Origin of the sequence: Herbaspirillum sp. C7C8, from assembly GCF_022627875.1 — a bacterium.
In the GTDB taxonomy this organism is placed as follows: domain Bacteria; phylum Pseudomonadota; class Gammaproteobacteria; order Burkholderiales; family Burkholderiaceae_D; genus Herbaspirillum.
In genome coordinates, this window is record NZ_JABXGG010000005.1 from 231,838 (window position 1) to 257,889 (window position 26,052).

The window sequence follows — 26,052 nt, forward strand, 5'->3', positions numbered from 1 at the left end:
AACCCATCGAAGCACAGGACATGTCCAAGATCCATCCCAGCGCAGTGATCGCTCCCGGAGCGCAGATCGACGAATCGGTCGAGATCGGCGCCTACGCCGTCATCGGCCCTGACGTGCGCATCGGTGCCGGCACGCGCATCGGTCCTCACGTGGTCATCGAAGGCCACACCACGATTGGCCGCGACAATGAGATTTTCCAGTTCGCCTCCATCGGCGCGGCCCCGCAGGACAAGAAGTACGCAGGCGAGCCGACCACCATGGAGATCGGCGACCGCAACACCATCCGCGAATTCGTCACCTTCAACCGGGGCACCGTCCAGGATGCCGGTGCCACCCGCATCGGCAACGACAACTGGATCATGGCCTACGTCCACCTGGCGCATGATTGCCAGCTGGGCAGCCATATCATCCTGGCCAACAATGCCACCCTGGCCGGCCACGTGCATCTGGGTGACCACGTGTTCCTGGGCGGTTTCACCACCGTGCACCAGTTCTGCCATATCGGTGCCCACGCCATGACCGCCTTTACGGCGGCCGTGAGCCAGGACGTGCCGCCCTTCGTGACGGCCGCCGGTAACCGTGCGGTGCCGGCCGGCATCAACAGCGAGGGCCTGAAGCGGCGTGGCTTCAGCAGCGAGCAGATCATGGAGATCAAGCGCGCCTACAAGGTGATCTACCGCGCCGGCCTGCCGCTGGAAGAAGCCAAGCAGCAACTGGCGGACATGGAAGCCAAATCCACCCACAGCGCCGAACACATCCGCCTGCTGCGCGAGTTCATCGAGGCTTCGGCCCGTGGCATCATCCGCTGACATCACGCGCCGCCAGTCGATCGCACTGGTGGCCGGCGAAAGCTCGGGCGACCTGCTGGGCAGCCGCCTGCTGGCCGGGGTGCGCGAGCGCCTGCCGGAAGTGCGCCTGCATGGCATTGGCGGCGAGCACATGATGGCCCAGGGTTTTGCCAGCGACTGGCCGATGGACAAGCTGACCGTGCGTGGCCTGTTCGAGGTGATTCCGCGTTACCGCGAGATCAAGGGCATCCAGGAGTCGCTGCGCGACAAGCTGCTGGCGGACCGGCCTGACGTCTTCGTGGGTGTCGATTACCCCGGTTTCAACCTGGGCCTGGAAGAGCAACTCAAGAAGGCCGGTATCCCGACCATCCACTTCATCGGCCCGCAGATCTGGGCCTGGCGCGGCTGGCGCATCAAAAAGATCCAGCGCGCCGTGTCGCACATGCTGGTGATCTTTCCCTTCGAGGAAAACCTGTATCGCCAGGCGGGCGTCCCGGTCACCTATGTGGGCCACCCGCTGGCCGAGGTGATCCCGCTGCAACCCGATACCGAGGGCGCACGCCAGCGTCTGGGCCTGACCGGGCCGGGCAGGGTGGTGGCCATCCTGCCGGGTAGCCGCATGAGCGAACTGAAGCAGAATGGCGAAGGTTTCCTCGCCGCAGCACGGTTGTTGCGGCAGCGTGATGCACAATTGCAGTTCGTCACGCCCATGGCGGGCGAGCGCCAGATGGCCTTTTTTGAAGAACAGATTCGCCAGGGCGGATATGAAGATCTTGGCATCAGCGTGATCCGTGGCCAGTCGCACAGCGCCATGGAGGCTTCGGACGCCGTGCTGGTGGCCTCCGGTACGGCCTCGCTGGAAGTGGCGCTGTACAAGAAACCGATGGTGATCTCCTACAAGGTCAACTGGGCCTCGTACCAGATCATGCGGCACATGGCCTACCAGCCCTGGGTGGGCCTGCCCAACATCCTGGCGCGCGATTTCCTGGTGCCGGAACTGTTGCAGCACCAGGCCACGCCCCAGGCGCTGGCCGATGCCATGTGGCACCAGCTGGAAGACCATGCACACCAGCAGCGCCTGGTGCGGCGTTTTGCCGATATACATCAGTCCCTGTTGCGCGATACCAGCCGGGAAGCCGCCAATGCGGTCTGTGAAGTCATGGGTGCGCGGCGCCGCTGATCGGCGGATCTACCGGGAAGAAGGATCGCTGCGGCGATCCGTTTGAGAGTTTGATGAAGGAATTTGCTATGCCCAAGGCGGCCCCCCAGACCCTGGCTTTGTTTGACGACCATACCGGCGAGATCCTCTGCGGGGTCGATGAGGCCGGCCGCGGTCCGCTGGCCGGGCCGGTGTTTGCGGCGGCCGTGATCCTTGATCCGGCACGTCCGATCAAGGGCCTGCGCGACTCCAAGAAGCTCTCCGAAGCCGCGCGCGACAGCCTGGCGCTGGAAATCAAGGAATCGGCCCTGGCCTGGGCCATTGCCTCCTGCAACGAGCAGGAGATCGACGAACTCAACATCCTGCACGCCAGCATGCTGGCCATGCGGCGCGCGGTGGAAGCGCTCTCCACGCCGCCCACGCTGGCCCTGATCGACGGCAACCGCTGCCCGGTCATGAGCATTCGCTGCGAAGCCATCGTCAAGGGCGACGACAAGGTGCCTGCCATCTCGGCCGCCTCCATCCTGGCCAAGACGGCGCGCGATGCGGCGCTGATGGTCTTGCATGACACTTATCCGCATTACGGTTTTGATCGCCACAAGGGCTATCCCACCCCGCTGCACCTGGAGATGCTGCGCCTGCATGGCGTCTCGCCGGTGCATCGTCGTTCCTACGCGCCGGTCAGGGCCTTGCTGTCGAGCCAGGCCGCAAGGATGGCGTGAACGTGATGAGCACGAAACTGATCACCTCCAAGGACAATCCGGTCTTCAAGGACTTGAAGCAACTGGCCACCAGCAGCCAGGCCCGCCGCCGTGCCGGCCAGAGCCTGCTGGATGGCGTGCATCTGGCGCAAGCCTGGTTGCAGCATCGCGGCGCGCCACAGGTCTGTGTGGTGGCCGAGAGTGCCCGGTATCACCCTGAAGTGGCACCCATTCTGACGCAATGTGAAGCATTGCGCGCGCAATGCCTGGTGCTGGCCGACAAGCTCTATGACGCCATCAGTACGGTGGAAAACGGCGTGGGCTTGCTGCTGTTGGTGACGACGCCGGAGCCTGCTGCCCCCACGTCCTTGAAGGAGTCGGCCATCTTGCTGGACGGCCTGCAGGATCCGGGCAATCTCGGCTCCATCCTGCGCAGTGCGGCCGCTGCGGGCGTGAAACAGGTGTTTTGTTCGCCGGGTACGGCGGCCGCCTGGTCGCCCAAGGTCTTGCGGGCCGGCATGGGCGCGCACTTCGTGCTGGATATCTTCGAGAATGCCGATCTGGTGGCCCTGTGCGCCGCCAGCCGCATCCCCTTGCTGGCCACCAGTTCGCATGCGGCCCAGACCATCTATGACTGTGACCTGTCCGGTCCGGTCGCCTGGCTGCTGGGGCATGAAGGGCAGGGCGTGTCGCCGGCCTTGCAGGATGCGGCCACGCATGAAGTGGTGATTCCGCACCTGGGCCAGATGGAGTCGCTCAACGTGGCTGCTGCCGCCGCCGTCTGCCTGTTCGAACAACTGCGTCAGCGCACCGTCGGGCGTTGACGGCGGTGCCGACCATGGCTGTCTTTCCGCCCAAGGACATGGCCGCCATGGCCGACTATTTCCGCGGCGAGTGGCTCTTCACCCGGACCATCTGGGAGGGCAGCGCGTCCCCCCAGGCGACGGCCACGGGTGAATTGAGCTTCACCACGGGCGCGCTGCCCGGCCAGCTGATCTATCGCGAGCAGGGGCAGTTGCGCATGGTAGCCGCGCCGGCTCGCCTGATCCCCTTTACCCGCGTCTTTGACTATCGCTTCAGCGCTGATCGCCTGGCAGTGCTGTTTGCCGACGGCGAGCGCATCGGCCAGCCTTACCAGGACTACCTGCTGCAAGGACAGGCGCTCATGCCGGCCGCCGATCACCTGTGCGGCCCGGATTGCTATACGGCGGCGTATACAGCCCATAGTGAAAATTCCTTCACCATGGACACGTCCATCCAGGGCCCCAGGAAGCGCACCCGCGTGCTTACTGAATTTTCACGCCGATTTTCGCTCAGCGCGTCTCCAGCTTGATCTCCTGCAGGATGGTGGCGGCGATTTCCTCGATGGACTTGGTGGTGGAGGACATCCAGCGGATGCCTTCGCGCCGCATCATCTTCTCGGCCTCATTGATCTCATAGCGGCAATTCTCCAGCGAGGCGTACTTGCTGCCGGGGCGGCGCTCATTGCGCACTTCCGACAGGCGTTCAGCCGCAATGGTCAGCCCGAAAATCTTCTTCTTGTGCAGCACCAGGCCGCTGGGCAGCTTCTCGCGCTCGAAGTCTTCCGGAATGAGCGGATAGTTGGCGCATTTGATGCCGAACTGCATGGCCAGGTACAGGCTGGTCGGGGTCTTGCCCGAGCGCGACACGCCCACCAGGATCACGTCGGCTTCCGACAGGTTCTTGTTGGATTGCCCGTCATCGTGCGCCAGCGAGAAATTGATGGCCTCGATGCGGTTGCGGTATTCCTCCGAATCGGTGGTGTTGTGGCTGCGGCCGATGGTGTGGGTGGACTTCATCTCCAGTTCCTGCTCCAGCGGCTCCACGAAGGTCTGGAACAGGTCCATGTGCATGGCCTTGGCGCGGCGGATCACCGAGGACAGTTCCGACTTCACCAGCGTAGAAAAGACGATGGGCAGCTTGCCATCCACCGCGTAGGCTTCATTGATCTTGCGGGTGGCGTCGTGGGCCTTTTCCAGGGTATCGATGAAGGGCAGGCGGATCTGCTTGAAACGCAGCTCGAACTGGCTCAGCACCGAATGCCCGAAGGTCTCCGCCGTGATGCCGGTGCCGTCGGAGACGAAGAACACGGTACGGTTGGCGGCCAGAACGGGGGAAGGGTGCGGGATCGGCATGGGGTCGAGCATTTAGTTGTCTTTTGGAAAATAGAAAAAGTATTAGGTGCTACGAACAAAAATGATTTCACGCGGTACAATGCTTGGCAACACTTTCGAGAAGCCCATCTTGATGACCGTCATGCACCTGCGCAATTGGCCCGAGTTCCTGATGATGTTTGCACTGGCAAACGTCCTCGGTGCGGCTGCGCGCCTGATGCTGTCCATGGGCTGGTCCTCGATGCCGCACCTGCTGCCGCAACCGTCGCAGAATAACAAAAATAAACCGACCCATGCCGCGCCCGCGAAGATTTCTTATCATCAAGCTAGGGGTAGTCATGTCCAACGCAGCAAACACCCAGGGGGCGGTATACGTAGCCTCCTTTGAAAATCTTCGCATGACGGACGTCGAGTCCGTCGGTGGCAAAAACGCATCGCTGGGTGAAATGATCTCCCAACTGGCCGGCGCGGGCGTTCGCGTGCCGGGCGGTTTTGCCACGACTGCGCAAGCTTTCCGTGATTTCCTGGAGCACAGCGCCGATGGCGGCCCGACCCTGGCCGCCCGTATCGCCAAACGTCTCGAAGGTCTGGATATCGATGACGTGCGCTCGCTGGCGCAAGCCGGTGCCGAGATCCGTCAATGGATCGTCGAAACCCCGTTCCAGCCGCGCCTGGATCAGGAAATCCGTGCCTTCTACGACAAGCTGGTGGCCGATTCGACCGCCGAGATGTCCTTCGCCGTGCGTTCTTCGGCCACTGCAGAAGACCTGCCTGACGCGTCCTTCGCCGGCCAGCAGGAAACCTTCCTGAACGTGGTCGGCATCGACAACGTGCTCGAAGCCATGAAGCACGTCTTCGCCTCGCTCTACAACGATCGCGCGATCTCCTATCGCGTCCACAAGGGCTTCACCCACGCGGAAGTGGCCCTGTCGGCCGGCGTGCAGCGCATGGTCCGTTCGGACGTGGGCGCGGCGGGCGTGATGTTCACCATCGACACCGAGTCCGGCTTCAAGGATGTGGTCTTCATCACCTCCAGCTATGGCCTGGGTGAAACCGTGGTGCAGGGTGCCGTCAACCCGGACGAATACTACGTCCACAAGCCCATGCTGGAACTGGGCAAGCAGCCGGTGATCCGCCGCAACCTGGGTTCAAAGCTGATCAAGATGGAATTCACCGGCGAAGCCAAGGCCGGCCGTTCGGTCAAGACCGTGGATGTGCCGGTGGAACTGCGCAACCGCTATTCCCTGACCGACGCCGAAGTGGTGGAACTGGCCAAGTACGCCACCATCATCGAGAAGCACTACCAGCGTCCGATGGACATCGAATGGGGCAAGGACGGCCGCGACGGCAAGCTCTACATCCTGCAGGCTCGTCCGGAAACGGTGAAGTCGCAGCAGAAGGCCACCGATGCGCAACAGCGCTTCAAGCTCAAGAGTTCGGGCACCGTGCTGGCCACCGGCCGTGCGATCGGCCAGAAGATCGGCGCCGGTCCGGTGCGCGTCATCAGCGATCCGGCTGAAATGGAACGTGTGCAGCCTGGCGACGTGCTGGTGGCCGACATGACCGACCCCAACTGGGAACCGGTCATGAAGCGTGCCTCGGCCATCGTCACCAACCGTGGCGGCCGTACCTGCCACGCCGCCATCATCGCGCGTGAACTGGGCGTGCCGGCGGTCGTGGGTTGTGGTGATGCCACCGAAGTGCTCAAGGATGGCACCCTGGTGACGGTCTCCTGCGCCGAAGGCGACGAAGGCAAGATCTACGACGGCCTGCTGGAAACCGAAGTGACCGAAGTGGCCCGTGGCGAACTGCCGCCGATCCCGCTGAAGGTGATGATGAATGTGGGCAATCCGCAGCTGGCCTTCGACTTCCAGTCGATTCCCAACGGCGGTGTCGGCCTGGCGCGTCTGGAATTCATCATCAACAACAACATCGGTGTGCACCCCAAGGCCATCCTGGAATACCCGAACATCGACGCCGACCTGAAGAAGGCCGTCGAATCGGTGGCCCGTGGCCATGCCTCGCCCAAGGCCTTCTACGTCGACAAGCTGGCCGAAGGCATCGCCACCATCGCCGCCGCCTTCTGGCCCAAGCCGGTGATCGTGCGTCTGTCGGACTTCAAGTCCAACGAGTACAAGAAGCTCATCGGCGGTTCGCGCTACGAGCCGGACGAAGAAAACCCGATGTTGGGCTTCCGTGGCGCCGCGCGCTACCTGGCCGACGACTTCGCCGAAGCCTTCCAGATGGAATGCCTGGCCATGAAGCGCGTGCGTGAAGACATGGGCCTGACCAACGTCGAGGTGATGGTGCCCTTCGTGCGTACCCTGGGCCAGGCCGAGAAGGTCATTGGTCTGTTGGGCAAGTATGGTCTCAAGCGTGGCGAGAACGGCCTGCGCGTCATCATGATGTGCGAAGTGCCGTCCAACGCGATTCTGGCCGAGCAGTTCCTGGAGCACTTCGATGGCTTCTCCATCGGTTCCAACGACCTGACCCAGCTGACCCTGGGCCTGGACCGCGATTCCGGCATGGAACTGCTGGCCGCTGACTTCGACGAGCGTGATCCGGCCGTGCAGGCCTTGCTGACCAAGGTCATTGCTACCTGCCGCGAAAAGGGCAAGTACGTCGGCATCTGTGGTCAGGGTCCGTCGGATCATCCGGACTTCGCCGAATGGCTGATGGAGCAGGGCATCGAGTCCATCTCGCTGAACCCGGATACCGTCATCGACACCTGGCAGCAACTGGCAAAGAAGTGATGAAGCTCTAAGCGTCACTCACGACGGACTTCGAAAGAAGTAAAAGGCGCGGGCAGAAATGTCCGCGCCTTTGTTTTAAGAACTCATTTCACCAATAGGCGTGAGCGCAAGCGGCCCGTTTGGGCGAATTGCTGCGTTACGAATTAGGGTCAAGACGCCCAGTCTTGACCCTAATTCGCGCCTTGCACTTCATCCCAAAACGGACTCGCTCACACTCACGCCTATTGGTGAAATGAGTTCTATTTTCCCAAGCTGCGGTAGACTTGCCGTGTTTGCAGTTTTCTTCATGGGGGTTCAACGATGACCGACTGGGCTATCTGGCTGGTGCTGGCTGGCGGGCTGCTGGGTGCAGAACTCTTCACAGGCACCTTTTACCTGCTCATGATCGCGCTGGGCATGGCGGCCGGTGCCATCGCCGCGTGGTGCGGGCTGGTGCTGGAGTGGCAGTTGCTGATGGCCGCCGTGGTGGGTGTGGCTGCCGTGCTGGGCTTGCGCCGCAGTCCTTATGGCCGCCTGCGCCGCAGCAGCGCCAACGATGATCCCAATCTGCTGCTGGATATCGGCCAGAGTGTCGAGGTTGCGGCCTGGCAGTCGCACGGCAACCAGTTCATGGCGCGCGTGCCTTATCGCGGCGCGCAGTGGGATGTGGAGCTGCTGCCCGGCCATCATGCCAGTCCCGGCAGCTTCGTCATCCGCGAAATCCGTGGCAGCCGCTTGCTGGTTGCGCCGCGTTGATCGGTATCTTCATTTCTTTCTTCCCCCCTCTCGTTTTCAGGAGAATTCCATGCTGGGTAGCGTTACTCTGGTCATTTTCTTCCTTGCCATCGTCTTCGTCGTGCAGACGGTCAAGGTGGTCCCGCAGCAGCACGCCTGGGTGGTCGAACGCCTGGGCAAATACCACGCCACGCTGGCCCCGGGTCTGAACATCGTGGTGCCCTTCATCGACCGCGTGGCCTACAAGCACATCCTCAAGGAAATCCCGCTGGATGTGCCGCCGCAGGTCTGCATCACCAAGGACAACACCCAATTGCAGGTCGACGGCATCCTGTATTTCCAGATCACCGATCCGATGCGCGCCTCTTATGGCTCCTCCAACTACATCGCCGCCATCACGCAGCTGGCCCAGACCACGCTGCGCTCGGTGATCGGCAAGATGGAACTGGATAAAACCTTTGAAGAACGCGACCACATCAACACCGCCATCGTCAGCGCCATCGATGAATCGGCCGAGAACTGGGGCGTGAAGGTGCTGCGCTACGAGATCAAGGACCTGACCCCGCCCAAGGAAATCCTGCATGCCATGCAGGCCCAGATTACCGCTGAACGCGAAAAGCGCGCCCTGATCGCCGCCTCCGAAGGCCGCAAGCAGGAGCAGATCAACATTGCCACCGGCGAGCGTGAAGCCGCCATTGCCCGCTCCGAAGGCGAGAAGCAGGCTTCCATCAACCGCGCCCAAGGTCAGGCCGCCGCCATCCTTGCGATTGCCGAAGCCAGTGCCGAGGCCATCCGCAAGACCGCCGCCGCCATCGAGCAGCCGGGCGGCTCGGACGCCGTCAACCTGAAGGTGGCCGAGCAGTACGTGGAAGCCTTCGGCAAGCTGGCCAAGACCAACAATTCCATCATCGTGCCGGCCAACCTGTCGGACATGAGCGGGCTGATCGCTTCGGCCCTGCAAGTGGTGAAACAACAGAAATAAGTCATGCGTCCACGTTTTACGTCCGTTCTCATGGTCAGGCTGCTGGCGGCTGGCCTGGTGTGCATTTCCGTTGGCGCCGCCGCGCAGGAGGTCGACCAGGCCGCCCTGGCCGAACGCGTCGACCAGCAGATGACGCAATTGCTGGCGCAATACCCGGTGCCGGGGGCCAGCATCGCGATTGCCTATCAGGGCAAGCCGGTCTACCAGCGCGGCTATGGCATGGCGGTGACCGAAACCAACACGCCGGTCACGCCCATCACACGTTTTCGTATCGGCAGCATCTCCAAGGCGGTGACGGCTGTGGCGGTGCTCAAGCTGTTCGAGAAGGAATTGCCGCAGGCGCTGGATCGCCCCGTGTTCGGCCCGGAGGGCTTGTTGCCGGACTCGGCCTATCCCGATTTCGCCCAGCCGCTGGATCAGCGGGTGTTGCAGATCACCCTGCGCGAACTCCTGCAGCACACCAGCGGCTGGGGTGGCAGCGACTATGATCCGCAATACGATCTGGTCAACATCGCCAGGGCGCGTCAGGTGCCGGCCCCGGCCTCGGCGTACGATGTGATGGCCTACGTGCTCAAGCAGCGCTTGCTGGATGCAGCGCCCGGAAGTGAATATTTCTACAGCAATTTCGCCTACAACGTCCTGGGCCGCATCATCGAGCAGAAGTCCGGTATGTCCTACGAGCAGGCGGTACAGTCGCTGGTGTTCAAGCCTTCCAGGGTGGAGGACGCCGCCATCGCCGGCGACCGCCGCATCGAGCGCGCGGCCAATGAGACTGTCTACTACGATGACCCGCGCTGGCCCGCGGTCGCCGATCGCGACGGCAGCGGCGCCACCGGTCCGGAGTCCTACTCGGGGCTGCACTTCCGGAGCATGGATGCCACCGCTGGCTGGATCGCCACGGCCACCGATCTGGTGCGCTTTGCCGATGCCACGCAAGGACGCGGCATGCCGGCCTTGCTGCAGCCGCAGACGCTGGCGCTGATGCAGCAGCGCAATCCCGCCCAGGCCGAGAACAACTACGGGCTGGGCTGGGTCGTCACCCGCAGCCATGGCGTGGAGATCCTCTCCCACAGCGGCGCACTGACTACCGGCACCTATGCCTACCTGCAATGGCGTGCCGATGGCTGGACTTGGGCCGTGCTGATGAACCGCTTGCCGATTCCCTATCCGCCCGAGCAAGGCGTGACCGAGCTGCAGGCTTTCCAGGTGGCGGTGCAGCGCGGGCTGATGAATGCCATCATCAATCCGGCTGCGCCCTGACCCAGGGATCAGCCGCACATTGAAAAGCCCCGTCCGGCGTGAAGCGGGACGGGGCTTGATGTGATGGATGCTGACCGCGGCGTTCAGCTCTCCAGCGTTTCTCCGCGTGCCGGCTCGTCGGCCATGAAGGGCAGGGTAATGTCCACCCGCAGCCCGCCATCACGCCGGTTGGCGGCACGGATGAAGCCCTGGTGCGCCTCCACGATGCGGCGGGCAATCGATAGTCCCAGTCCATGTCCGGCACTGTTGCTCTTGGTACGGCTGCTGCGGAAGAACAGTTCGAAGATGCTGTCCATTTCTTCCTCCGGCACGCCCGGCCCGCGATCCAGGATGGACAGGTGCAGCAGCTTGTTGTCTTCGTCGATCTCGGTCACGACCTGTACCGCCGTCTCGGGCGCGGTGTGCTTGATGGCGTTGCGCAGCACGTTTTCGATGGCGCGGTAGAGCAGTTCAGGATTGCCCTTGACCTGCACCCTGCAATCGATGCTGCTTTCCACCTCCTTGCCCAACGCCTCGGCCTCGAAACTGGCGTCATTGGTCATGTCGGCCAGCAAGGGCTGGATGGCGATGGCTTCTTCCATGGAGCCGGGCACATTGGCTTCCAGGCGCGAGAGGGTCAGCAATTCACCCACCAGCTTGTCCATGCGCACGCTCTCGCGTTCGATGCGTTCCAGGGTTAGTTCCAGCTTGTCCTTGTCTTGCACGCGCGCCAGGCCGATGGCCATCTGCAGGCGCGCAATGGGTGAGCGCAGCTCGTGCGAGACGTCGTGCAACAGGCGGCGCTGGCTTTCCATCAGGGTGCGCAGCTTGCTCGTCATGACGTCGAAGTCGCGGCCCAGGTCGGCCAGTTCATCGTTGCGGGCGCTCATGACCGGCTCCAGCTCAAGATCCAGATTGCCATTGGCGGCCTGGTTGAGGGCGTTCTTGAGATGCCGGATCGGATGCGAGAAGTACCAGGCCAGCAGCAGCGCAAACACCAGACTGGCCAGCAGCGCCACGACGATGGGCATGGTCGGGAAGAACAGCGGCTTGGGACCGTGCTCCTTCATGAAGCGCGGCTCGGGACCCGGCATGCCCCCCGGCGGCGGACCGAACTCGTCGTTGGGCGTGGGAATGAACATCAGGTAGCTGTGGCCGTTGGCGGCCTTGACCAGCTCCACCACCCGGCGATCACGCTCGGTGGTCAGCACCCGGCGTGCCTGTGCTACCAGATGCGCAGACACCTCGCGGCCCATCAGGTCCTGGTTGTTTTCGTCGACCGCATACAGTTGCAGGCGATGTGGCCGACCTTCGTTGATCAGGCTGCGCAGGGCTTCCGGGCCTCCGAACTGCAGGGTGGCGGCGGCCGAGCGGATCATGAAGGAAGCCGGCGGACTGAGGTCGATCTCCGAATTGCGGTTGCTGCGTTCCAGATTCTCGATCCAGAACAGCACGCCCACGCCGAAGGTGGCAGTGATCTGGGCGATCGCGATGAAGAAGAAGAACTTCCAGAAAAGCCGGCCCACTTTATTCCTTGATGAACTGATAGCCCAGGCGGTAGACGGTCTGAATGCAGCTCTTGTCGCTGCCCAGCGCGGCGATCTTCTGACGGATGCTGGAGAGGTGCACGTCGATGTTGCGGTCGAAGCGCGCCAGCGGACGGCCCAGGCCCTGTTCGGACAGGGTCTGCTTGCTGACCGGCTTGCCGGCGTTGCGGGCCAGGACTTCGAGCAGGTTGAATTCGCTGCTGGTCAGTTCCAGCGGACGGCCGTTCCAGGTGGCGCGACGCTGTTCCGGCCACATCGACAGGGCACCCACGGCCAGCGGGGAATAGGGCGCCTGCTCACTGTTCTCGGCCGAGGCGCGGCGCAGGATGGCACGGATGCGTGCGGCAATCTCGCGCGGGGTGCAGGGCTTGGGGACGTAGTCGTCGGCACCCAGTTCCAGGCCGATGATGCGGTCGGTGTCGTCGCCCTTGGCGGTGAGCATCACCACCGGCATGTTGCTCTTGGCGCGGATGCGGCGCAGGGTGTCGACGCCGTTCAGGCGCGGCATCATCACATCCAGCACGGCGATGGCGTACTGTCCGGTAAGCGCCTCGGCGGCACCGGCTTCACCGTCATGGGCGACGTTGACTTCGAATTTTTCCTGCTCCAGGTATTCCTTGAGCATCTCGACGAGTTCCACGTCATCGTCGATCAAAAGCACTTTAGACATTGCTGCATTCCATTCTCGAATTGCCCTGCCTCCAGGCCGCAGGGCGTCGGCAGCCCGTAATATGCCGTAAAAGGTTTTGCAGAAGTGTTTCAGTCCTTCTTTACAATTGCATCTTTACATTCATTTACCGCGCTTGGCGACCTGCCCGAAGAGCAGGTGAACTCGCATTTCGCTTCCCGGATATTCACCAGTGCCAGGCGGCAACCCGCATCGCGCCTGGCCTGGAGCGGGATGGCGGGGAACCGGGCTTAACAAGACTTTACTCGGCTTTACGCAGCAGGCGTGAACTTAACACGTCTTGATGACCGATACTTTTGGCATGTACAAGGGAGCGATGCACGGGGCATCGCGCACAATAAAAGGAGTCCGTCATGGCCATGAGCAGCGTGTCGTCCAGCAATTTCAGTCTCGCCAATCTGTCGGCGTTATCCGGTAGCAGCGGCTTTTCCACCAGCGCCACCGCGCGCACCGATGTGCCGCCACCGCCGCCGCCACCGCGCGCAGAGAAGGGCGGCGGCCTGATCGGTGCGCTCAAGGATATCCTGTCCTCGCTGGGCGTGGAGCTCGACAGCACCGCCACCAGTGCCACTTCGGCCAGTTCGGCGACCTCGACTTCCTCTTCCAGCAGCATTTCGTCCTCCAATGTCGATTCCAAGCTCGATGCCTTCCTGCAGGAGCTGATGGCGGCGTTGCAGGGCCAGAACAATCCGCCCCCGGGGCCGCCGCCGTCCGGCGCGACCTCTTCCACGGACAGCGCCAGCAGCACCGACAGCGTGGCGGCGACCAGCGATACCAGCAGCACTGCCAGCACCAGTAGCACGGCCAGCACCGACACTACCGTGCGTTCCTACACGCCTGGCGGCCGCCCGCCGCCGCCCGGGGGTGGTCTGGAGACCGATCTCCAGAGCCTCATTTCCAGTCTTTCCGGCAGCAGCAGCGGGACCGATGCCGGTTCCAGCGATGGCACCGTGTCTTCGCTGGAGAGCGCCTTCAGCAATCTGCTCAGTTCGCTGGGTGCGTCCTCGAGCACGACGTCTCTCTCCAGCTTCCTGCAGAACCTGCAAAGCAAGCTGGCCGCAGGCAAGACCACCGGCAACCTGATCGACACGACCGCGTGAGGGGACGGGTGCTTCGGTCGACGGCGGCCGTGCTAAGCTGCCGGCCATGAATGCTCCCGACCCCGCCACCCTGGCCGGCATCATGGGCCTGATGTGCGAGGCCATCGCCCTGCGCGGTGCCGGCCAGCCTGGCGCGGCCCTGGCCGCACTGGATCAGGCCCTGCTGCTCGATGCCGGCTTTCTGCCCGTGCACATGCAGCGCGCTGCCCTGCTGCTGGAGCGCGCCGATCTGGCCGGCGCAGCCGCCGCCTACGAAGCTTGTCTCGATCTGGTTCCTGACTACGACGAAGCCCGGGTGGCGCATCGCGCCGTCCTGCTGCAATGGATCGATGCCCTGGAAGCCCGGCGCGTCCAGCAAGACCTGTCGCGCACCGACAGGCTGGTTTTGCTGGCGCGCCTGCATTACCGGCTCGACCAGCCGCAGCAGGCGCTGGCGGCCATCGAAGCCGCCTGCCCGCTGCCCAGGCTCGACCAGCAGACCCTGTACGCCGACATCCTGCTGCGGCTCAATCGACATGAGCAAGCGCTGGATTGCTATTCCCCCGACGCAGAGGAGGGCGAGACGCGCGCCCTGATCGCCTTCAACCGTGCCGACATCCTGCGCCGCATGGGCCGGATCGAGGCGGCGCTGGCCGGATATGAAGAAGCCTTGCGTTGCTACCCCGACTTCCCGCAAGCCCAGGTGGGGCGCGCCCATATGCTGCTCACGCGCGGGGACTATGTCCAGGGATGGCGCGCACATGAAGTTCGCTTCCAGATTCCGGAGCTGGCGCGGCGTGCCATTGTCAGCCCCAGTCCGCGCTGGCAGCCGGGCGAGGCGCTCGGCGGCAAGCACGTACTGTTGTGGTCCGAGCAGGGGCAGGGCGATTGTCTGCAATTTGTCCGCTATCTGCCTTTGGTGGCGCAGCAGGCGGACCGGGTCACGCTGTGTGCACCGGCGGGCTTGCTGGCCGTTGTGGCCCGGTCCTTTCCGCAGGTGCGCTGCGTGGCGCATGTCGACGAGGCCGGAGCGCACGATTGCCATGCTTCCCTGCTCAGCCTGCCCCTGCTGCTGGAGCGGCCGCATCCGTGCCAGGCGCCGTCCCCTCCCTATCTGCTGGCGGACCCGGCACGCGTGCAGGACTGGCAACGGCGTCTCTGCGAGGGAGCCGGTGCCGCAAGCCCGGTCCGCCTTCCCCGTATCGGGCTGGCCTGGGCCGGACGCCAGTACGCCACCCCGCATCCCAGCCGTGATGTGCCGCTGGCCGATCTGCTGCCGCTGTTTGATCTGCCGGTGGAAGTGGTCAGCCTGCAGAGGGAGATCCCGCTGACCGATCAGGCGCTCCATCAGACCCTGGCCGCCAGGCTCACGACTCTGCCTCTTGCAGACTGGGGTGATACCGCTGCGCTGGCCTGTGCGCTGGACCTGATCATCAGCGTCGATACCGCCGTGGTGCATCTGGCCGGTGCGCTGGGCTTACCCTGTTTTCTGCCGCAGCGGCTGGAGGGGGAGTGGCGCTGGGGCAGGGAGGGGGAGCAGAGTGTCTGGTATCCCTCGGTGAAGCTGTTCCGGCAGCAAGAGCGCGGGCAGTGGGGCAGTGTCGTCGACGAGATCATTGCCGCTTGTCGTGCGCGTTTTGCCGATTGGGCATGAGCAGGCCAACCGTGCCGACATGAAAACGGCTGCCCAAGGCAGCCGTGGTCGCAGTGACGGGGAATGCAGGTCGGGATCAGCGGCGGTGCTGCTTCATCGCCGTCTGGATTTCACGCTGGCTGTCGCGTTGCTTTTCGGTCTCGCGCTTGTCGTGCTGCTTCTTGCCCTTGGCCAGGCCGATGTCGCATTTGACGCGCCCTTTGCTGTAGTGCAGGTTCAGCGGCACCAGCGTGTAGCCGGAACGCTCCACCTTGCCGATCAGCTTGCTGATTTCGGCGGCATTCAAGAGTAGCTTGCGGGTGCGCGTGGTTTCCGGATGCACGTGCGTGGAGGTGCTGGTCAGCGCACTGATGTGGCAGCCGAACAGATAGACCTCGCCATTGCGCACGATCACGTAGGCTTCCTTGAGTTGCACGCGGCCGGCGCGGATCGATTTGACTTCCCAACCTTGCAAGACGAGGCCTGCTTCGAATCGCTCTTCGATGAAGTAATCGAAAAAGGCCTTTTTGTTATCAATAATGCTCATCTAAATAAAAATTCGTCTCGTCGGTTAAAATTGTGCCTTTGCGATTTTATCAAACGGATCACCCTCGATGGCAGTCGTACACAAAACCGTTCTGATCAACTATAGCGCGCAGCAGATGTTCAACCTGGTCGACAAGGTTGAGGACTACCCTGAATTCCTGCCCTGGTGTGGCGGTGTCGAGGTGTCTGAACGCAGTGACCAGAGTCTCACGGCCAAGATCAAGATCAATTATCACGGCTTGAAGCAATCCTTCAGCACCCAGAATACCAACGTGCCCCCCACCAGCATGACCATGCGCCTGGTGGAAGGCCCGTTCAAGCATTTCGAAGGCCGCTGGACCTTCAAACCGCTGCGCGAGGATGCCTGCAAGATCGAATTCGACATGGAATATGAATTTTCCAGCCGCATCCTGGAGGGAGTGATCGGGCCGGTCTTCAGCATGATCGCCAACAGCTTCGTCGATTCCTTCTGCAAACGCGCCGAACAGATATATGGCTGACGATGCCTTTTTGCAAGTCCAGCTCTGCTACGCCGCGCCCGGACTGCAGATTCTGAAAGACTTGCGGGTGGCGCCGGGTTGCACGATCCAGCAGGCCATCCTGGAGAGCGGCCTGCTGCGCGAGCAGCCGGCCATCGACCTGGCAGTATGCAAGGTCGGTATCTTCGGCAAGCTCAAGACCATGGATACGCCCCTGCGCGCGCGTGACCGCATCGAGATCTACCGGCCGCTGATTGCGGACCCCAAGCAGTCGCGCCGCCGCCGTGCCGCGCACCGGGAGCAAGCCGACCGCCCTTGAGCGGCGCTGCTGCCCGGCCCAGAGCCCCAGCCTTCCGGCATTTTTACGACGCCCGGAGGGCAAAACGCAAGTAGAGCAAGACGCGCGATCAGCTTTTCTGTATAATTCGCTTTTGCGCCTATAGGAAACACTATGCGTCTTCTCCAAAAAGCACTCACGTTCGATGATGTGCTGCTCGTTCCGGCCTTCTCGGACATCCTCCCCAAAGACACTTCCCTGACCACGCGCCTGACGCGCAACATTTCGCTGAACATTCCGCTGGTCTCGGCGGCGATGGACACCGTCACTGAAGCTCGCCTGGCCATTGCCATGGCGCAAGAGGGCGGCATCGGCATCATCCACAAGAACCTGACGCCCAAGGAACAGGCGCGCGAGGTTTCCAAGGTCAAGCGTTTCGAATCCGGCGTGGTCCGCGATCCGATCACCATCCCCCCCACCATGAAGATCCGTGATGTCATCGCGCTGTCCAAGCAGCATGGCATCTCCGGTTTCCCGGTGGTGGAAGGCAAGGCGCTGGTGGGCATCATCACCAACCGCGACCTGCGTTTCGAAGAAGAACTGGACGCGGAAGTCCGCGCCAAGATGACCCCGCGCGAGAAGCTGGTTTACGTCAAGGAAAACGGCTCCAGCGCCGATCCCGAAGAAGCCAAGCGCCTGATGAACAAGCACCGCCTGGAGCGCGTGATGGTGGTCAACGATGCGTTTGAGCTGCGCGGCCTGATCACCGTCAAGGACATCGAGAAATCCACCGAACACCCCTTCGCCTGCAAGGACGAACACGGCAAGCTGCGCGTGGGCGCTGCCGTCGGCGTGGGCCCGGACAATGACGAGCGCATCGAGCTGCTGGTCGCCGCCGGCGTGGACGTGATTGTGGTCGATACTGCCCACGGCCACTCGGCTGGCGTGCTCAACCGCGTCAAGTGGGTCAAGACCAAGTTCCCGCACGTGGAAGTCATCGGCGGCAACATCGCTACCGCCGCCGCTGCCAAGGCCCTGGTCGAGCATGGTGCCGATGCCGTCAAGGTCGGTATCGGCCCCGGCTCCATCTGCACCACCCGTATCGTCGCCGGTGTCGGCGTGCCGCAGATCTCGGCCATCGCCAACGTCGCCGAAGCCCTGAAGGGCACTGGCGTGCCGGTGATCGCTGACGGCGGCATCCGCTTCTCGGGCGACGTCGCCAAGGCGCTGGCCGCCGGCGCTTCGGCCGTGATGATGGGCAGCATGTTCGCCGGTACCGAAGAAGCCCCGGGCGAAGTGATCCTGTACCAGGGTCGCAGCTACAAGTCGTATCGCGGCATGGGTTCGCTGGGAGCGATGGCCGACGGTTCGGCCGATCGCTACTTCCAGGACGGCGACAACACCGCCGACAAGTTCGTGCCGGAAGGCATCGAAGGCCGCGTCGCCTACAAGGGCTCGGTGGTCGCGATCCTGTATCAACTGGTGGGCGGTGTGCGCTCCTCCATGGGTTACTGCGGTTGTGGCTCCATCGACGACTTCCGCGAGCGCGCCGAGTTCGTCGAGATCACCGCAGCCGGCATGCGTGAATCGCATGTTCACGACGTGCAGATCACCAAGGAAGCCCCGAACTACCGCGCCGAGTAATTTTCGATGCGGCCACAGCCCGACAGTCCACCGGCCTCGTGCCAGGCTGTCGGGCTGTTGATCTTTTCAGAAGTCCATTTTTAACGTAGCCAGACCTCACTGCCCATGTCCACGCATTCGCATTCGAAAATCCTGATCCTCGACTTCGGTTCCCAGGTGACCCAGCTCATCGCTCGCCGCGTGCGCGAAGCCGGTGTGTTTTCCGAGGTATTCCCGCATGACGTGACCGACGAGTTCGTGCGCAACTACGGCGCGGCCGGCGTCATCCTTTCCGGCGGCCCCAACAGCGTCACCGAAGGCGACACCCCGCGCGCCCCGCAAGCGGTCTTCGAACTGGGCGTGCCGGTGCTGGGCATCTGCTACGGCATGCAGACCATGGCCGAGCAGTTGGGCGGCAAGGTCGAGAACGGCCACCTGCGCGAATTCGGCTACGCCGAGGTACGTGCCCACGGCCACACCAAGCTGCTGGACAACATCAGCGACTTCACCAATGCCCAAGGTCACGGCATGCTGAAGGTCTGGATGAGCCATGGCGACAAGGTCAATGACATGCCGGCCGGCTTCAAGCTGATGGCTTCCACCGGCAACTGTCCGATCGCCGGCATGGCCGACGAGGAGCGTCGTTTCTACGGTGTGCAGTTCCACCCGGAAGTGACCCACACCGTGCAGGGCAAGGCCATGCTGGCCCGCTTCGTGCACGAGATCTGCGGCTGCCAGTCGGACTGGAACATGCCGGACTACATCGCCGAAGCCGTCGAGATGATCCGCCAGCAGGTGGGCAGCGATGAAGTCATCCTGGGCCTGTCTGGCGGTGTGGACAGCAGCGTGGCGGCAGCGCTGATCCATCGCGCCATCGGTGACCAACTGACCTGTGTGTTCGTCGACCACGGCCTGCTGCGCCTGGACGAAGGCAAGATGGTCATGGAGATGTTTGCAAAGAACCTGGGCGTGAAGGTGATCCATGTGGACGCCACCGCACAGTTCATGGGCCATCTGGCGGGCGTGACCGATCCGGAAGCCAAGCGCAAGATCATCGGCCGCGAGTTCGTGGAAGTGTTCCAGGCCGAATCGGCCAAGCTGACCAGCGCCAAGTGGCTGGCCCAGGGCACCATCTATCCGGACGTGATCGAAAGCGCCGGCAAGGGCAAGAAGACCGCCCACACCATCAAGAGCCACCACAATGTCGGCGGCCTGCCGGAAACGCTGAACCTGAAGCTGCTGGAACCGCTGCGCGAACTGTTCAAGGACGAAGTACGCGAACTGGGCGTGGCGCTGGGTCTGCCGCCGGAGATGGTGTATCGCCATCCGTTCCCCGGCCCTGGCCTGGGCGTGCGTATCCTGGGTGAAGTGAAGAAGGAATACGCCGACCTGCTGCGTCGTGCCGATGCGATCTTCATCGAAGAACTGCGCAATACGAAGGATGAGGATGGCCAGACCTGGTACGAGAAGACCAGCCAGGCCTTTGCCGTGTTCCTGCCGGTGAAGTCGGTTGGGGTCATGGGTGATGGTCGTACCTACGAATACGTGGTGGCCTTGCGTGCCGTACAGACCCAGGACTTCATGACGGCGCATTGGGCGCACCTGCCGCATGAGTTGCTGGGCCGCGTGTCCAACCGCATCATCAATGAGGTGCGGGGCTTGAACCGGGTGGTCTATGACATTTCGGGGAAGCCGCCGGCGACCATTGAGTGGGAGTGACCTGATGTCTGGAAACTGCCGGCATTGATCGGCAGAAAACAACACCCAAGCCTGTGATTTCACGGGCTTTTTCTTGTTCGGTCTGGCATTCAATGAGATGGGCTGGCTGGCGCTGGCAGCGGCAAGCAAGACTTTTCACGGCAGGTCAGCATGCGCGTCAATGCAGACCGTGCGGGCGAATCTTACAAGGAGTACGGGGTTGGTAAACAAATACGAAGGCGAGGTCACCACCGTCTTTCATGGCGACTGCCTTGAGGCTCTGGACAGCATTCCAGATGCGTCGGTCGACCTCATTTTTGCTGATCCGCCCTACAACATCGGCAAGAAGTTCGGTGAGTTCAGGGACGCCTGGCCTTCTGACCTCGCCTATGCCGAGTGGTGCTATCGGTGGCTTGAAGCCTGCATCCGCAAGCTCAAGCCCAGCGGGAGCCTGTATGTCATGAGCAGCACACAGGCGATGCCCTATCTTGACCTGTGGCTGCGTCAACGGATGAGCATACTGTCTCGCATCGTCTGGCATTACGACAGCTCAGGAGTGCAGGCGAAGAAATTTTTCGGCTCGCTCTATGAGCCGATTCTTTATTGCGTCAAGGATGCGAAATCCTACACGTTCAATGCGGCCGACATTGAAGTCGAAGCGAGGACAGGGGCAGTGCGAAAGCTCATGGACTATCGCAAAGAGGTCCCAAGCCCCTACAAGACGACGAAAGTGCCAGGCAATACATGGTACCTGCCGCGTGTGCGGTACCGTATGCCGGAATACGAAGAGCACCCGAGCCAGAAGCCGGAGGCGCTCCTTGAACGCATCATCAAGGCCAGCTCCAACCCTGGCGACATGGTTCTCGACCCGTTCGGCGGGACGTTTACAACATGCGCCGTCGCGCAACGTCTGGGCCGGCGTTCCATTGGTATCGAGCTGCAGACCGATTACGTGAAGATCGGCCTGCGCAGGCTTGGCATAGCGACCCAGCTCAATGGAGAAACCTTGGAGGCTCCGGACAAGACCTACGTTCGCAAGAACGGCAACGGGGCAAGAGGCGGGGCAGATGCGCAGGAGCAGGGAGGGCTATTCGATGCCAAGCTTTGACAGTGCCCATCACGCTTTCACCCCGACCCTCCTCGCCGTGCTGAAGAAGCACTTTGGAGACTATGCCCTCGATGTTTTCACGAGCAGCCCAATTCTGGGCTATCTGAACAACAAGACCAGGGCAGCCAACCGCGGATCGAAGGCCAGAGGCGCGTTCGCCAATCACTATGCGCTCTACGTCGTCGTTGAAGATTACATCCAGAAGGGCTACGCCAAGGAAAATGCTGGCCTGTCCTACGCGAAGTACGAGGGAGCTCGCTTTTCTGATTTGTTCCGGCGCCAGCGCGAGTTGCCTTTCGGCGCCAAGCTGCAGAATCATGCACTCAATTCGCGCCTGAATGACGAGTTCAAGAAATTCTACCCTTCTGTCGGCAAGCCTCCTATCGTTCGTGACGTGGCGACCCAGCGCTACTGGATCCAGGAAGATTTGCTGCAAGTCGCTGTCCGCCATAAAGATGGCAAGGACCACATCTACAACATTGCCCCAGCGGTGATCGAGATCATCAATGCCTACGTGGAGGCCAAGCGTGCCGCCTTTGAAGGGTTCCTGGAAACCTGCCGGCAAATCGCGGAGCTGGGCAAGCAGGCCCCGGAGAAGGCCATCGCATTCGTTGTGCAGCAGCTTGCGTCGAACGTTGATGCGCGCGTCTTTGAGATAGTCAGCTACGCAATTCTCAAAGCCAAGTACGGGCAGGAAACCATTTGGATTGGTGAGACAGAGGAGACGGTTGCCAAGACCGCTCTCGTGCTCTACAAGACGGGTCGCACCAATGCCAATGACGGCGGAATTGACTTCGTCATGAAGCCCCTGGGACGATTCTTTCAGGTGACGGAAACCATCGATGTCAACAAATACTTCCTCGATATCGACAAGGTGCAGCGCTTCCCGATCAGCTTCGTCGTGAAGTCGGTCGAGAGCGCCGAGCAGATTCGAACAGCTATTCGCCAGCAGGCCTTGGCCAAATACAGGATCGAGGCGATCGTGGAGACCTACATGAAGGCCGTGGAAGAGATCATCAACGTCAAAGACCTGATGACAGCTTTTGATGCCGTGGTGGAGTCGGGCGGGCTTCAGAGTGTCATGGATGAAATCGTCGTGCAGAGCAAGGTCGAGTTCAATTACAACGACGATGACGAGGAACAAGACGACGAGGGCGGTGCTACGCTGTCTCTTCTGGAAGGCTAATTTTTTACATGCGCATGCGCTGAGCCCCGCACAGCGCCCCACCCGTCAGCAATAAAAAACCGGACGCAATCTTCATTGCGTCCGGTCGTCTTGCCTATCCTGCGACGTCCCTCAGCCAGGTCGGCCAAAGGGACGCGCATCAGATCATCATTGCATCATTGGTGAATGTTGTTGTGCACGGTTTCCTTCACGAACAGCAGGCCGATCACCACGGTGATGACCGAGATCACGATCGGATACCACAGACCGTAGTAGATGTCGCCCTTGAAGGCCACCAGCGCGAAGGAGGTGGTGGGCAGCAGGCCGCCGAACCAGCCGTTGCCGATGTGGTAGGGCATGGACATGGAGGTGTAGCGGATGCGGGTCGGGAACATCTCCACCAGGCAAGCCGCGATCGGGCCGTACACCATGGTCACGTAGAGCACCAGGATGAACAGCAGCAGCAGGACCATGGGCTTGTTCATCTGCTCCGGATCGGCCTTGGCCGGGTAGCCGGCGGCCTTGATGTCATCGGCCAGTTCCTTGGACAGTTGCTTGTCCTTGGCAGCCGCTTCTTCCTTGGACAGGCCAGCCGCATCATATGAAGTGATGATGCGCTCGCCGATCTTGACGGTGGCCACCGAACCCGGTGCACCGGCCACGTTCTGGTAGTTCACCGAAGCCGCCGACAGCTTGGCCTTGACGATGTCGCAGGAGGAGGTGAACTTCTTGGTGCCGGTCGGGTTGAACTGGAACTGGCAGCTGGCCGGGTCAGCGGTGACGATCACCGGCGACTTCTTCAGGGCCGATTCCAGTGCCGGGTTGGCGAAGTGGGTCAGGCCGTTGAAGATCGGGAAGTAGGTCACGGCGGCGATCAGGCAGCCACCCAGGATGATGGGCTTGCGGCCGATCTTGTCCGACAGCGAACCGAAGAACAGGAAGAAGGGCGTGGCCAGCAGCAGAGCCACGGCAATCAGGATATTGGCCGTCGGGCCATCCACCTTCAGGGTCTGGGTCAGGAAGAACAGGGCATAGAACTGGCCGGTGTACCACACCACGGCTTGACCGGCGGTCAGGCCGACCAGTGCCAGGATGACCAGCTTCAGGTTCTTCCACTGGCCGAAGGCTTCGGTCAGCGGTGCCTTGGAGGTCTTGCCCTCGGCCTTCATCTTCAGGAAGGCCGGCGACTCGTTCATGGACATGCGGATCCACACCGAGATGGCCAACAGCAGGATGGAAACCAGGAAGGGAATGCGCCAGCCCCAGTCGGCGAAGGCAGCTTCACCCACCGCGGTACGCACGCCCAGGATCACCAGCAGCGACAGGAACAGGCCCATCGTGGCGGTGGTCTGGATCCACGCGGTAAAGGCGCCGCGGCGGCCTTCCGGTGCGTGCTCGGCCACGTAGGTGGCCGCACCGCCATATTCACCGCCCAGCGCCAGGCCCTGCAGGATGCGCAGGGCGATCAGGATGATCGGGGCGGTGATGCCAATGGAGTTGTAGTTGGGCAGCACGCCGACGATGAAGGTCGAGGCACCCATGATCAGGATGGTCACCAGGAAGGTGTACTTGCGGCCGACCAGGTCACCCAGGCGACCGAACACCAGCGCGCCGAACGGACGCACGATGAAACCGGCGGCGAAGGCCAGCAGGGCGAAGATGAAGGCGGTGTTGGGATCGGTGCCGGCGAAGAATTGCTTGGCGATGATGGCCGCCAGCGAACCGTACAGGTAAAAGTCATACCATTCGAAAACGGTGCCTAGCGACGAGGCGAAGATGACTTTCTTTTCCTCCGGGGTGATGCCGCGCGCAGTCGTGTTGACTGATGCTGTGGTCATGTTTGTCTCCTTGGTTTTAATGAGTGTGCTACTACATGGAATGCAGCCAGGTACTCGGGGCAACAATGCAGCAGATGGCCGAATGGGGCGTTATGCAGGAACGCACCGGAGAACAGAGCATGCAGAGCATGAAGAATCGCCTCCCCTCGCTTCCCCGTCTAACACAAACCGCGATATTGACTTCGCATTGCCTGCGTAAGGACCCACTTGTCCATGCGGCGAGTGTGCGACGCCAAACTTACGCAGGACTTGCTCCAAACTTACACAAGCTTACAGCGCAGCAAGCCGGTTTCTAGTTGCGATGCAGCAGCGCAAAGCCCTTCCGGCAAGACCTTGCGGGGTATCAGGGGATATTGCGTCGCAGCGATTGCGGTCGGGGGCTCGCCTTTTGGGGAGGGGTGGTCAAAAAAGATTTTCTGTCAGCAATGAGGAAGAGAAAGTGAAGCATCTTGCCAGGCATGCGGGTCAGCGGCATGCCTGACCGGCCAGAAAGCCGGTCGTGACGGCGGTGACAGGGCGATGCAGATGCAAATCGCCCTGTCAGCCGGGGACAGCGACGTCAGGCCGGTGCGGTGGCCGGCGTGGCTTGCGCGCTCGGCGAGGGCAGGGCCTCACCTTCCAGCAGCGCCTTGACCACACGCTCGCCCAGTCCCAGTCCCACGCTCATGCCGATACCGGTGTGCATCAGCACCACCGAGGTGTGGTCGTCGATGGCCAGCGCCGAGAAGGGGCCAGGCCCCTTGCTGCCATAGACACCCTGCCAGCGCTCGATCACCTTCACGCGGGTGGCCAGGGTGTGCTCCACCAGACCCAGCAGCAGTTCATCGACTTCTTCGCTGTTGAAGGGGGGAGCATCGGTGCCGTAGTGGTGCGAATCGCCGACGATGAGCTCCTGGTAGGGCGTCGGGCTGACCAGCAGGTGGATGCCGTGCTTGTTGAGCAGCGGGGCGTTGGCCTCGATCTCGGCATGCACCGCGCGCGCGCTCGGCAGGTCCGAGAAGGCGCCATAGTGCGTGCAGGACAGGCCGGTCAGCACCGCATGGGTCAGCGGCAGCGGCTCCTCGGTCTTCAGACGCAGCATCTGCAGACGGCACTGCTTCAGGTTCATCGGCTGCAGGCGGTCGGCGAAGAGGGTCTGGTAATCGTGGCCCGAGCACACCACCACGCGCTCGGCGTGAAACTCCCCGACGGTGGTCGACAGACGTCCGTCGGCGGTGCCATGGACCAGCGTATTGAAGCGGAAATGCACGCCCTGCGAGTGCAGGTAGGCCACCAGCGCCGGCATGGCTTCACGCGAATAGAGTTGCAGGTCTTCGGTGCCATGCAGGGCCGAGCGGTGATGGCGGAAGCGCCCGTTGTAGAGGGTGTTGAGTTTGTCGCCTTCGAGCAGGCTGGCGCGGTAATCGTACTGGCGCGCTCGCACGGTCATGAATTCCAGCAGCACGTCGTGCTCGGCCTGGCTGCGGGCAAACAGCAGGGTGCCGGCTTCACGGGCGCTGAAATGGGCGCGGGTGGACAGGTGCAGCCACAGGGCGCGGCTTTCGCGGGCCAGGTCCAGCATGATGCCCGGCGGCTGGCCGGTCACCAGGCCCATGCCGAAATTGCGCACGGAAGCGCCCAGGGGCGTACCGGTGCGTTCGAAGACGGCCACCTTGAGGCCGCGCTTGACGGCGGCGTAGGCGTGGGCCAGGCCGAGGATGCCCGAGCCGACCACGGCCAGGTCGAAGTGCTGCGGATCGTGTTCTGAGAGGGAATTGGTCATGGGAGATTGCTCCATCGGAGTCAGTTGCGAGATGTCGTCTTGCCTGTTGTGCGGGGACACTCTGGCGGCGTCCTGCGATCCTCTCCTGGCACCGTCACGGTGACGCACGAACGCGCCACCGTGACGGTGAGGTGTTGC

At 62.4% G+C, this 26,052-nt stretch carries 24 protein-coding genes; 18 read left to right on the forward strand and 6 right to left on the reverse strand.

The annotated features are described in order from the left end of the window. The first annotated feature begins 20 nt into the window (after positions 1–20). The 5 genes from lpxA (at position 21) to HWE01_RS08980 (ending at position 3,981) form a co-directional block, all read left to right on the forward strand. Positions 21–809 (forward strand): acyl-ACP--UDP-N-acetylglucosamine O-acyltransferase, encoded by a 789-nt coding sequence (gene lpxA / locus HWE01_RS08960; RefSeq protein WP_034350272.1) that lies wholly within the window; start codon positions 21–23, stop codon positions 807–809. Further along, positions 793–1,968 carry a lipid-A-disaccharide synthase gene (gene lpxB, locus HWE01_RS08965; RefSeq protein WP_175342519.1) on the forward strand — a complete coding sequence of 392 codons (1,176 nt, stop codon included), beginning with the start codon at positions 793–795 and terminating at the stop codon, positions 1,966–1,968. Before lpxA ends, lpxB begins: the two co-directional genes overlap by 17 nt. A 68-nt stretch (positions 1,969–2,036) precedes the next feature. Then, positions 2,037–2,669: a ribonuclease HII gene (rnhB, locus tag HWE01_RS08970; protein ID WP_008328460.1), complete on the forward strand. Its 633-nt coding sequence runs from the start codon at positions 2,037–2,039 to the stop codon at positions 2,667–2,669. A 5-nt stretch (positions 2,670–2,674) separates the two neighbouring features. After that, complete coding sequence (locus HWE01_RS08975; RefSeq protein ID WP_241821567.1) at positions 2,675–3,472, forward strand: TrmH family RNA methyltransferase; 798 nt, start codon at positions 2,675–2,677, stop codon at positions 3,470–3,472. A gap of 14 nt (positions 3,473–3,486) precedes the next feature. Beyond that, the gene (locus HWE01_RS08980) at positions 3,487–3,981 is read left to right on the forward strand and encodes a DUF6314 family protein (RefSeq protein ID WP_008328462.1); all 495 of its coding nucleotides are present in this window, start codon (positions 3,487–3,489) and stop codon (positions 3,979–3,981) included. Here the strand turns inward: HWE01_RS08980 and ppsR are convergent. After that, on the reverse strand, positions 3,962–4,816 hold the full coding sequence (gene ppsR / locus HWE01_RS08985; RefSeq protein ID WP_034350275.1) for a posphoenolpyruvate synthetase regulatory kinase/phosphorylase PpsR: 855 nt from the start codon (positions 4,814–4,816) through the stop codon (positions 3,962–3,964). The genes HWE01_RS08980 and ppsR overlap by 20 nt on opposite strands. 100 nt (positions 4,817–4,916) lie before the next feature. Between ppsR and HWE01_RS08990 the strand changes: the two genes are divergently transcribed. From HWE01_RS08990 to HWE01_RS09010, 5 genes are all read left to right on the forward strand, one after another. After that, positions 4,917–5,171, forward strand: coding sequence for a hypothetical protein (locus tag HWE01_RS08990; RefSeq protein WP_241821592.1), 255 nt, complete (start codon positions 4,917–4,919; stop codon positions 5,169–5,171). Positions 5,172–5,181: 10 nt separating this feature from the next. Beyond that, on the forward strand, positions 5,182–7,536 hold the full coding sequence (gene ppsA, locus HWE01_RS08995) for a phosphoenolpyruvate synthase (protein ID WP_008328473.1): 2,355 nt from the start codon (positions 5,182–5,184) through the stop codon (positions 7,534–7,536). Between the two features lie 300 nt (positions 7,537–7,836). Beyond that, entirely contained in the window at positions 7,837–8,271 is a 435-nt protein-coding gene (locus HWE01_RS09000) for an NfeD family protein (RefSeq protein ID WP_008328497.1), read from the forward strand. A gap of 49 nt (positions 8,272–8,320) precedes the next feature. Then, positions 8,321–9,232, forward strand: coding sequence for an SPFH domain-containing protein (locus HWE01_RS09005; RefSeq protein WP_175342525.1), 912 nt, complete (start codon positions 8,321–8,323; stop codon positions 9,230–9,232). 3 nt (positions 9,233–9,235) lie between these two features. Then, on the forward strand, positions 9,236–10,492 hold the full coding sequence (locus HWE01_RS09010) for a serine hydrolase domain-containing protein (RefSeq protein WP_241821568.1): 1,257 nt from the start codon (positions 9,236–9,238) through the stop codon (positions 10,490–10,492). An 83-nt stretch (positions 10,493–10,575) separates the two neighbouring features. On the opposite strand, the gene HWE01_RS09015 is transcribed toward HWE01_RS09010, so the two are convergent. Next, entirely contained in the window at positions 10,576–11,997 is a 1,422-nt protein-coding gene (locus tag HWE01_RS09015; protein ID WP_008328500.1) for an ATP-binding protein, read from the reverse strand. A 1-nt stretch (position 11,998) separates the two neighbouring features. Further along, the gene (locus HWE01_RS09020) at positions 11,999–12,688 is read right to left on the reverse strand and encodes a response regulator transcription factor (RefSeq protein ID WP_008328501.1); all 690 of its coding nucleotides are present in this window, start codon (positions 12,686–12,688) and stop codon (positions 11,999–12,001) included. Positions 12,689–13,059: 371 nt separating this feature from the next. Here HWE01_RS09020 and HWE01_RS09025 point away from each other — a divergent pair, with 371 nt between their 5' ends. Both HWE01_RS09025 and HWE01_RS09030 read left to right on the forward strand, forming a co-directional pair. Next, positions 13,060–13,806, forward strand: coding sequence for a hypothetical protein (locus HWE01_RS09025; RefSeq protein ID WP_241821569.1), 747 nt, complete (start codon positions 13,060–13,062; stop codon positions 13,804–13,806). Between the two features lie 46 nt (positions 13,807–13,852). Further along, positions 13,853–15,439: a tetratricopeptide repeat-containing glycosyltransferase family protein gene (locus tag HWE01_RS09030; protein WP_241821570.1), complete on the forward strand. Its 1,587-nt coding sequence runs from the start codon at positions 13,853–13,855 to the stop codon at positions 15,437–15,439. Between the two features lie 76 nt (positions 15,440–15,515). Here the strand turns inward: HWE01_RS09030 and smpB are convergent, their stop codons facing one another. Next, entirely contained in the window at positions 15,516–15,965 is a 450-nt protein-coding gene (smpB, locus tag HWE01_RS09035; protein WP_008328521.1) for an SsrA-binding protein SmpB, read from the reverse strand. Positions 15,966–16,032: 67 nt separating this feature from the next. Here smpB and HWE01_RS09040 point away from each other — a divergent pair, with 67 nt between their 5' ends. The 6 genes from HWE01_RS09040 (at position 16,033) to HWE01_RS09065 (ending at position 22,335) form a co-directional block, all read left to right on the forward strand. Further along, on the forward strand, positions 16,033–16,464 hold the full coding sequence (locus HWE01_RS09040; protein ID WP_008328522.1) for a type II toxin-antitoxin system RatA family toxin: 432 nt from the start codon (positions 16,033–16,035) through the stop codon (positions 16,462–16,464). Beyond that, positions 16,457–16,762, forward strand: a complete 306-nt coding sequence (locus tag HWE01_RS09045; RefSeq protein WP_175342529.1) for an RnfH family protein — start codon at positions 16,457–16,459, stop codon at positions 16,760–16,762. Before HWE01_RS09040 ends, HWE01_RS09045 begins: the two co-directional genes overlap by 8 nt. Positions 16,763–16,894: 132 nt before the next feature. Beyond that, the gene (gene guaB, locus HWE01_RS09050; RefSeq protein ID WP_008328526.1) at positions 16,895–18,364 is read left to right on the forward strand and encodes an IMP dehydrogenase; all 1,470 of its coding nucleotides are present in this window, start codon (positions 16,895–16,897) and stop codon (positions 18,362–18,364) included. Between the two features lie 105 nt (positions 18,365–18,469). Beyond that, entirely contained in the window at positions 18,470–20,062 is a 1,593-nt protein-coding gene (gene guaA, locus HWE01_RS09055) for a glutamine-hydrolyzing GMP synthase (protein ID WP_008328528.1), read from the forward strand. A 73-nt stretch (positions 20,063–20,135) separates the two neighbouring features. Beyond that, a complete protein-coding gene (yhdJ, locus tag HWE01_RS09060) occupies positions 20,136–21,149 on the forward strand; it encodes an adenine-specific DNA-methyltransferase (RefSeq protein ID WP_241821571.1) in 1,014 nt (337 codons plus the stop codon). Continuing rightward, positions 21,136–22,335 (forward strand): restriction endonuclease, encoded by a 1,200-nt coding sequence (locus HWE01_RS09065; protein ID WP_241821572.1) that lies wholly within the window; start codon positions 21,136–21,138, stop codon positions 22,333–22,335. Before yhdJ ends, HWE01_RS09065 begins: the two co-directional genes overlap by 14 nt. Before the next feature lie 155 nt (positions 22,336–22,490). Here HWE01_RS09065 and HWE01_RS09070 read toward each other — a convergent pair whose 3' ends face one another. Both HWE01_RS09070 and HWE01_RS09075 read right to left on the reverse strand, forming a co-directional pair. Beyond that, positions 22,491–24,152 carry an MFS transporter gene (locus HWE01_RS09070; RefSeq protein ID WP_008328541.1) on the reverse strand — a complete coding sequence of 554 codons (1,662 nt, stop codon included), beginning with the start codon at positions 24,150–24,152 and terminating at the stop codon, positions 22,491–22,493. A gap of 559 nt (positions 24,153–24,711) precedes the next feature. Beyond that, entirely contained in the window at positions 24,712–25,914 is a 1,203-nt protein-coding gene (locus HWE01_RS09075) for a TIGR03364 family FAD-dependent oxidoreductase (protein ID WP_241821573.1), read from the reverse strand. Between the last annotated feature and the right edge of the window lie 138 nt (positions 25,915–26,052).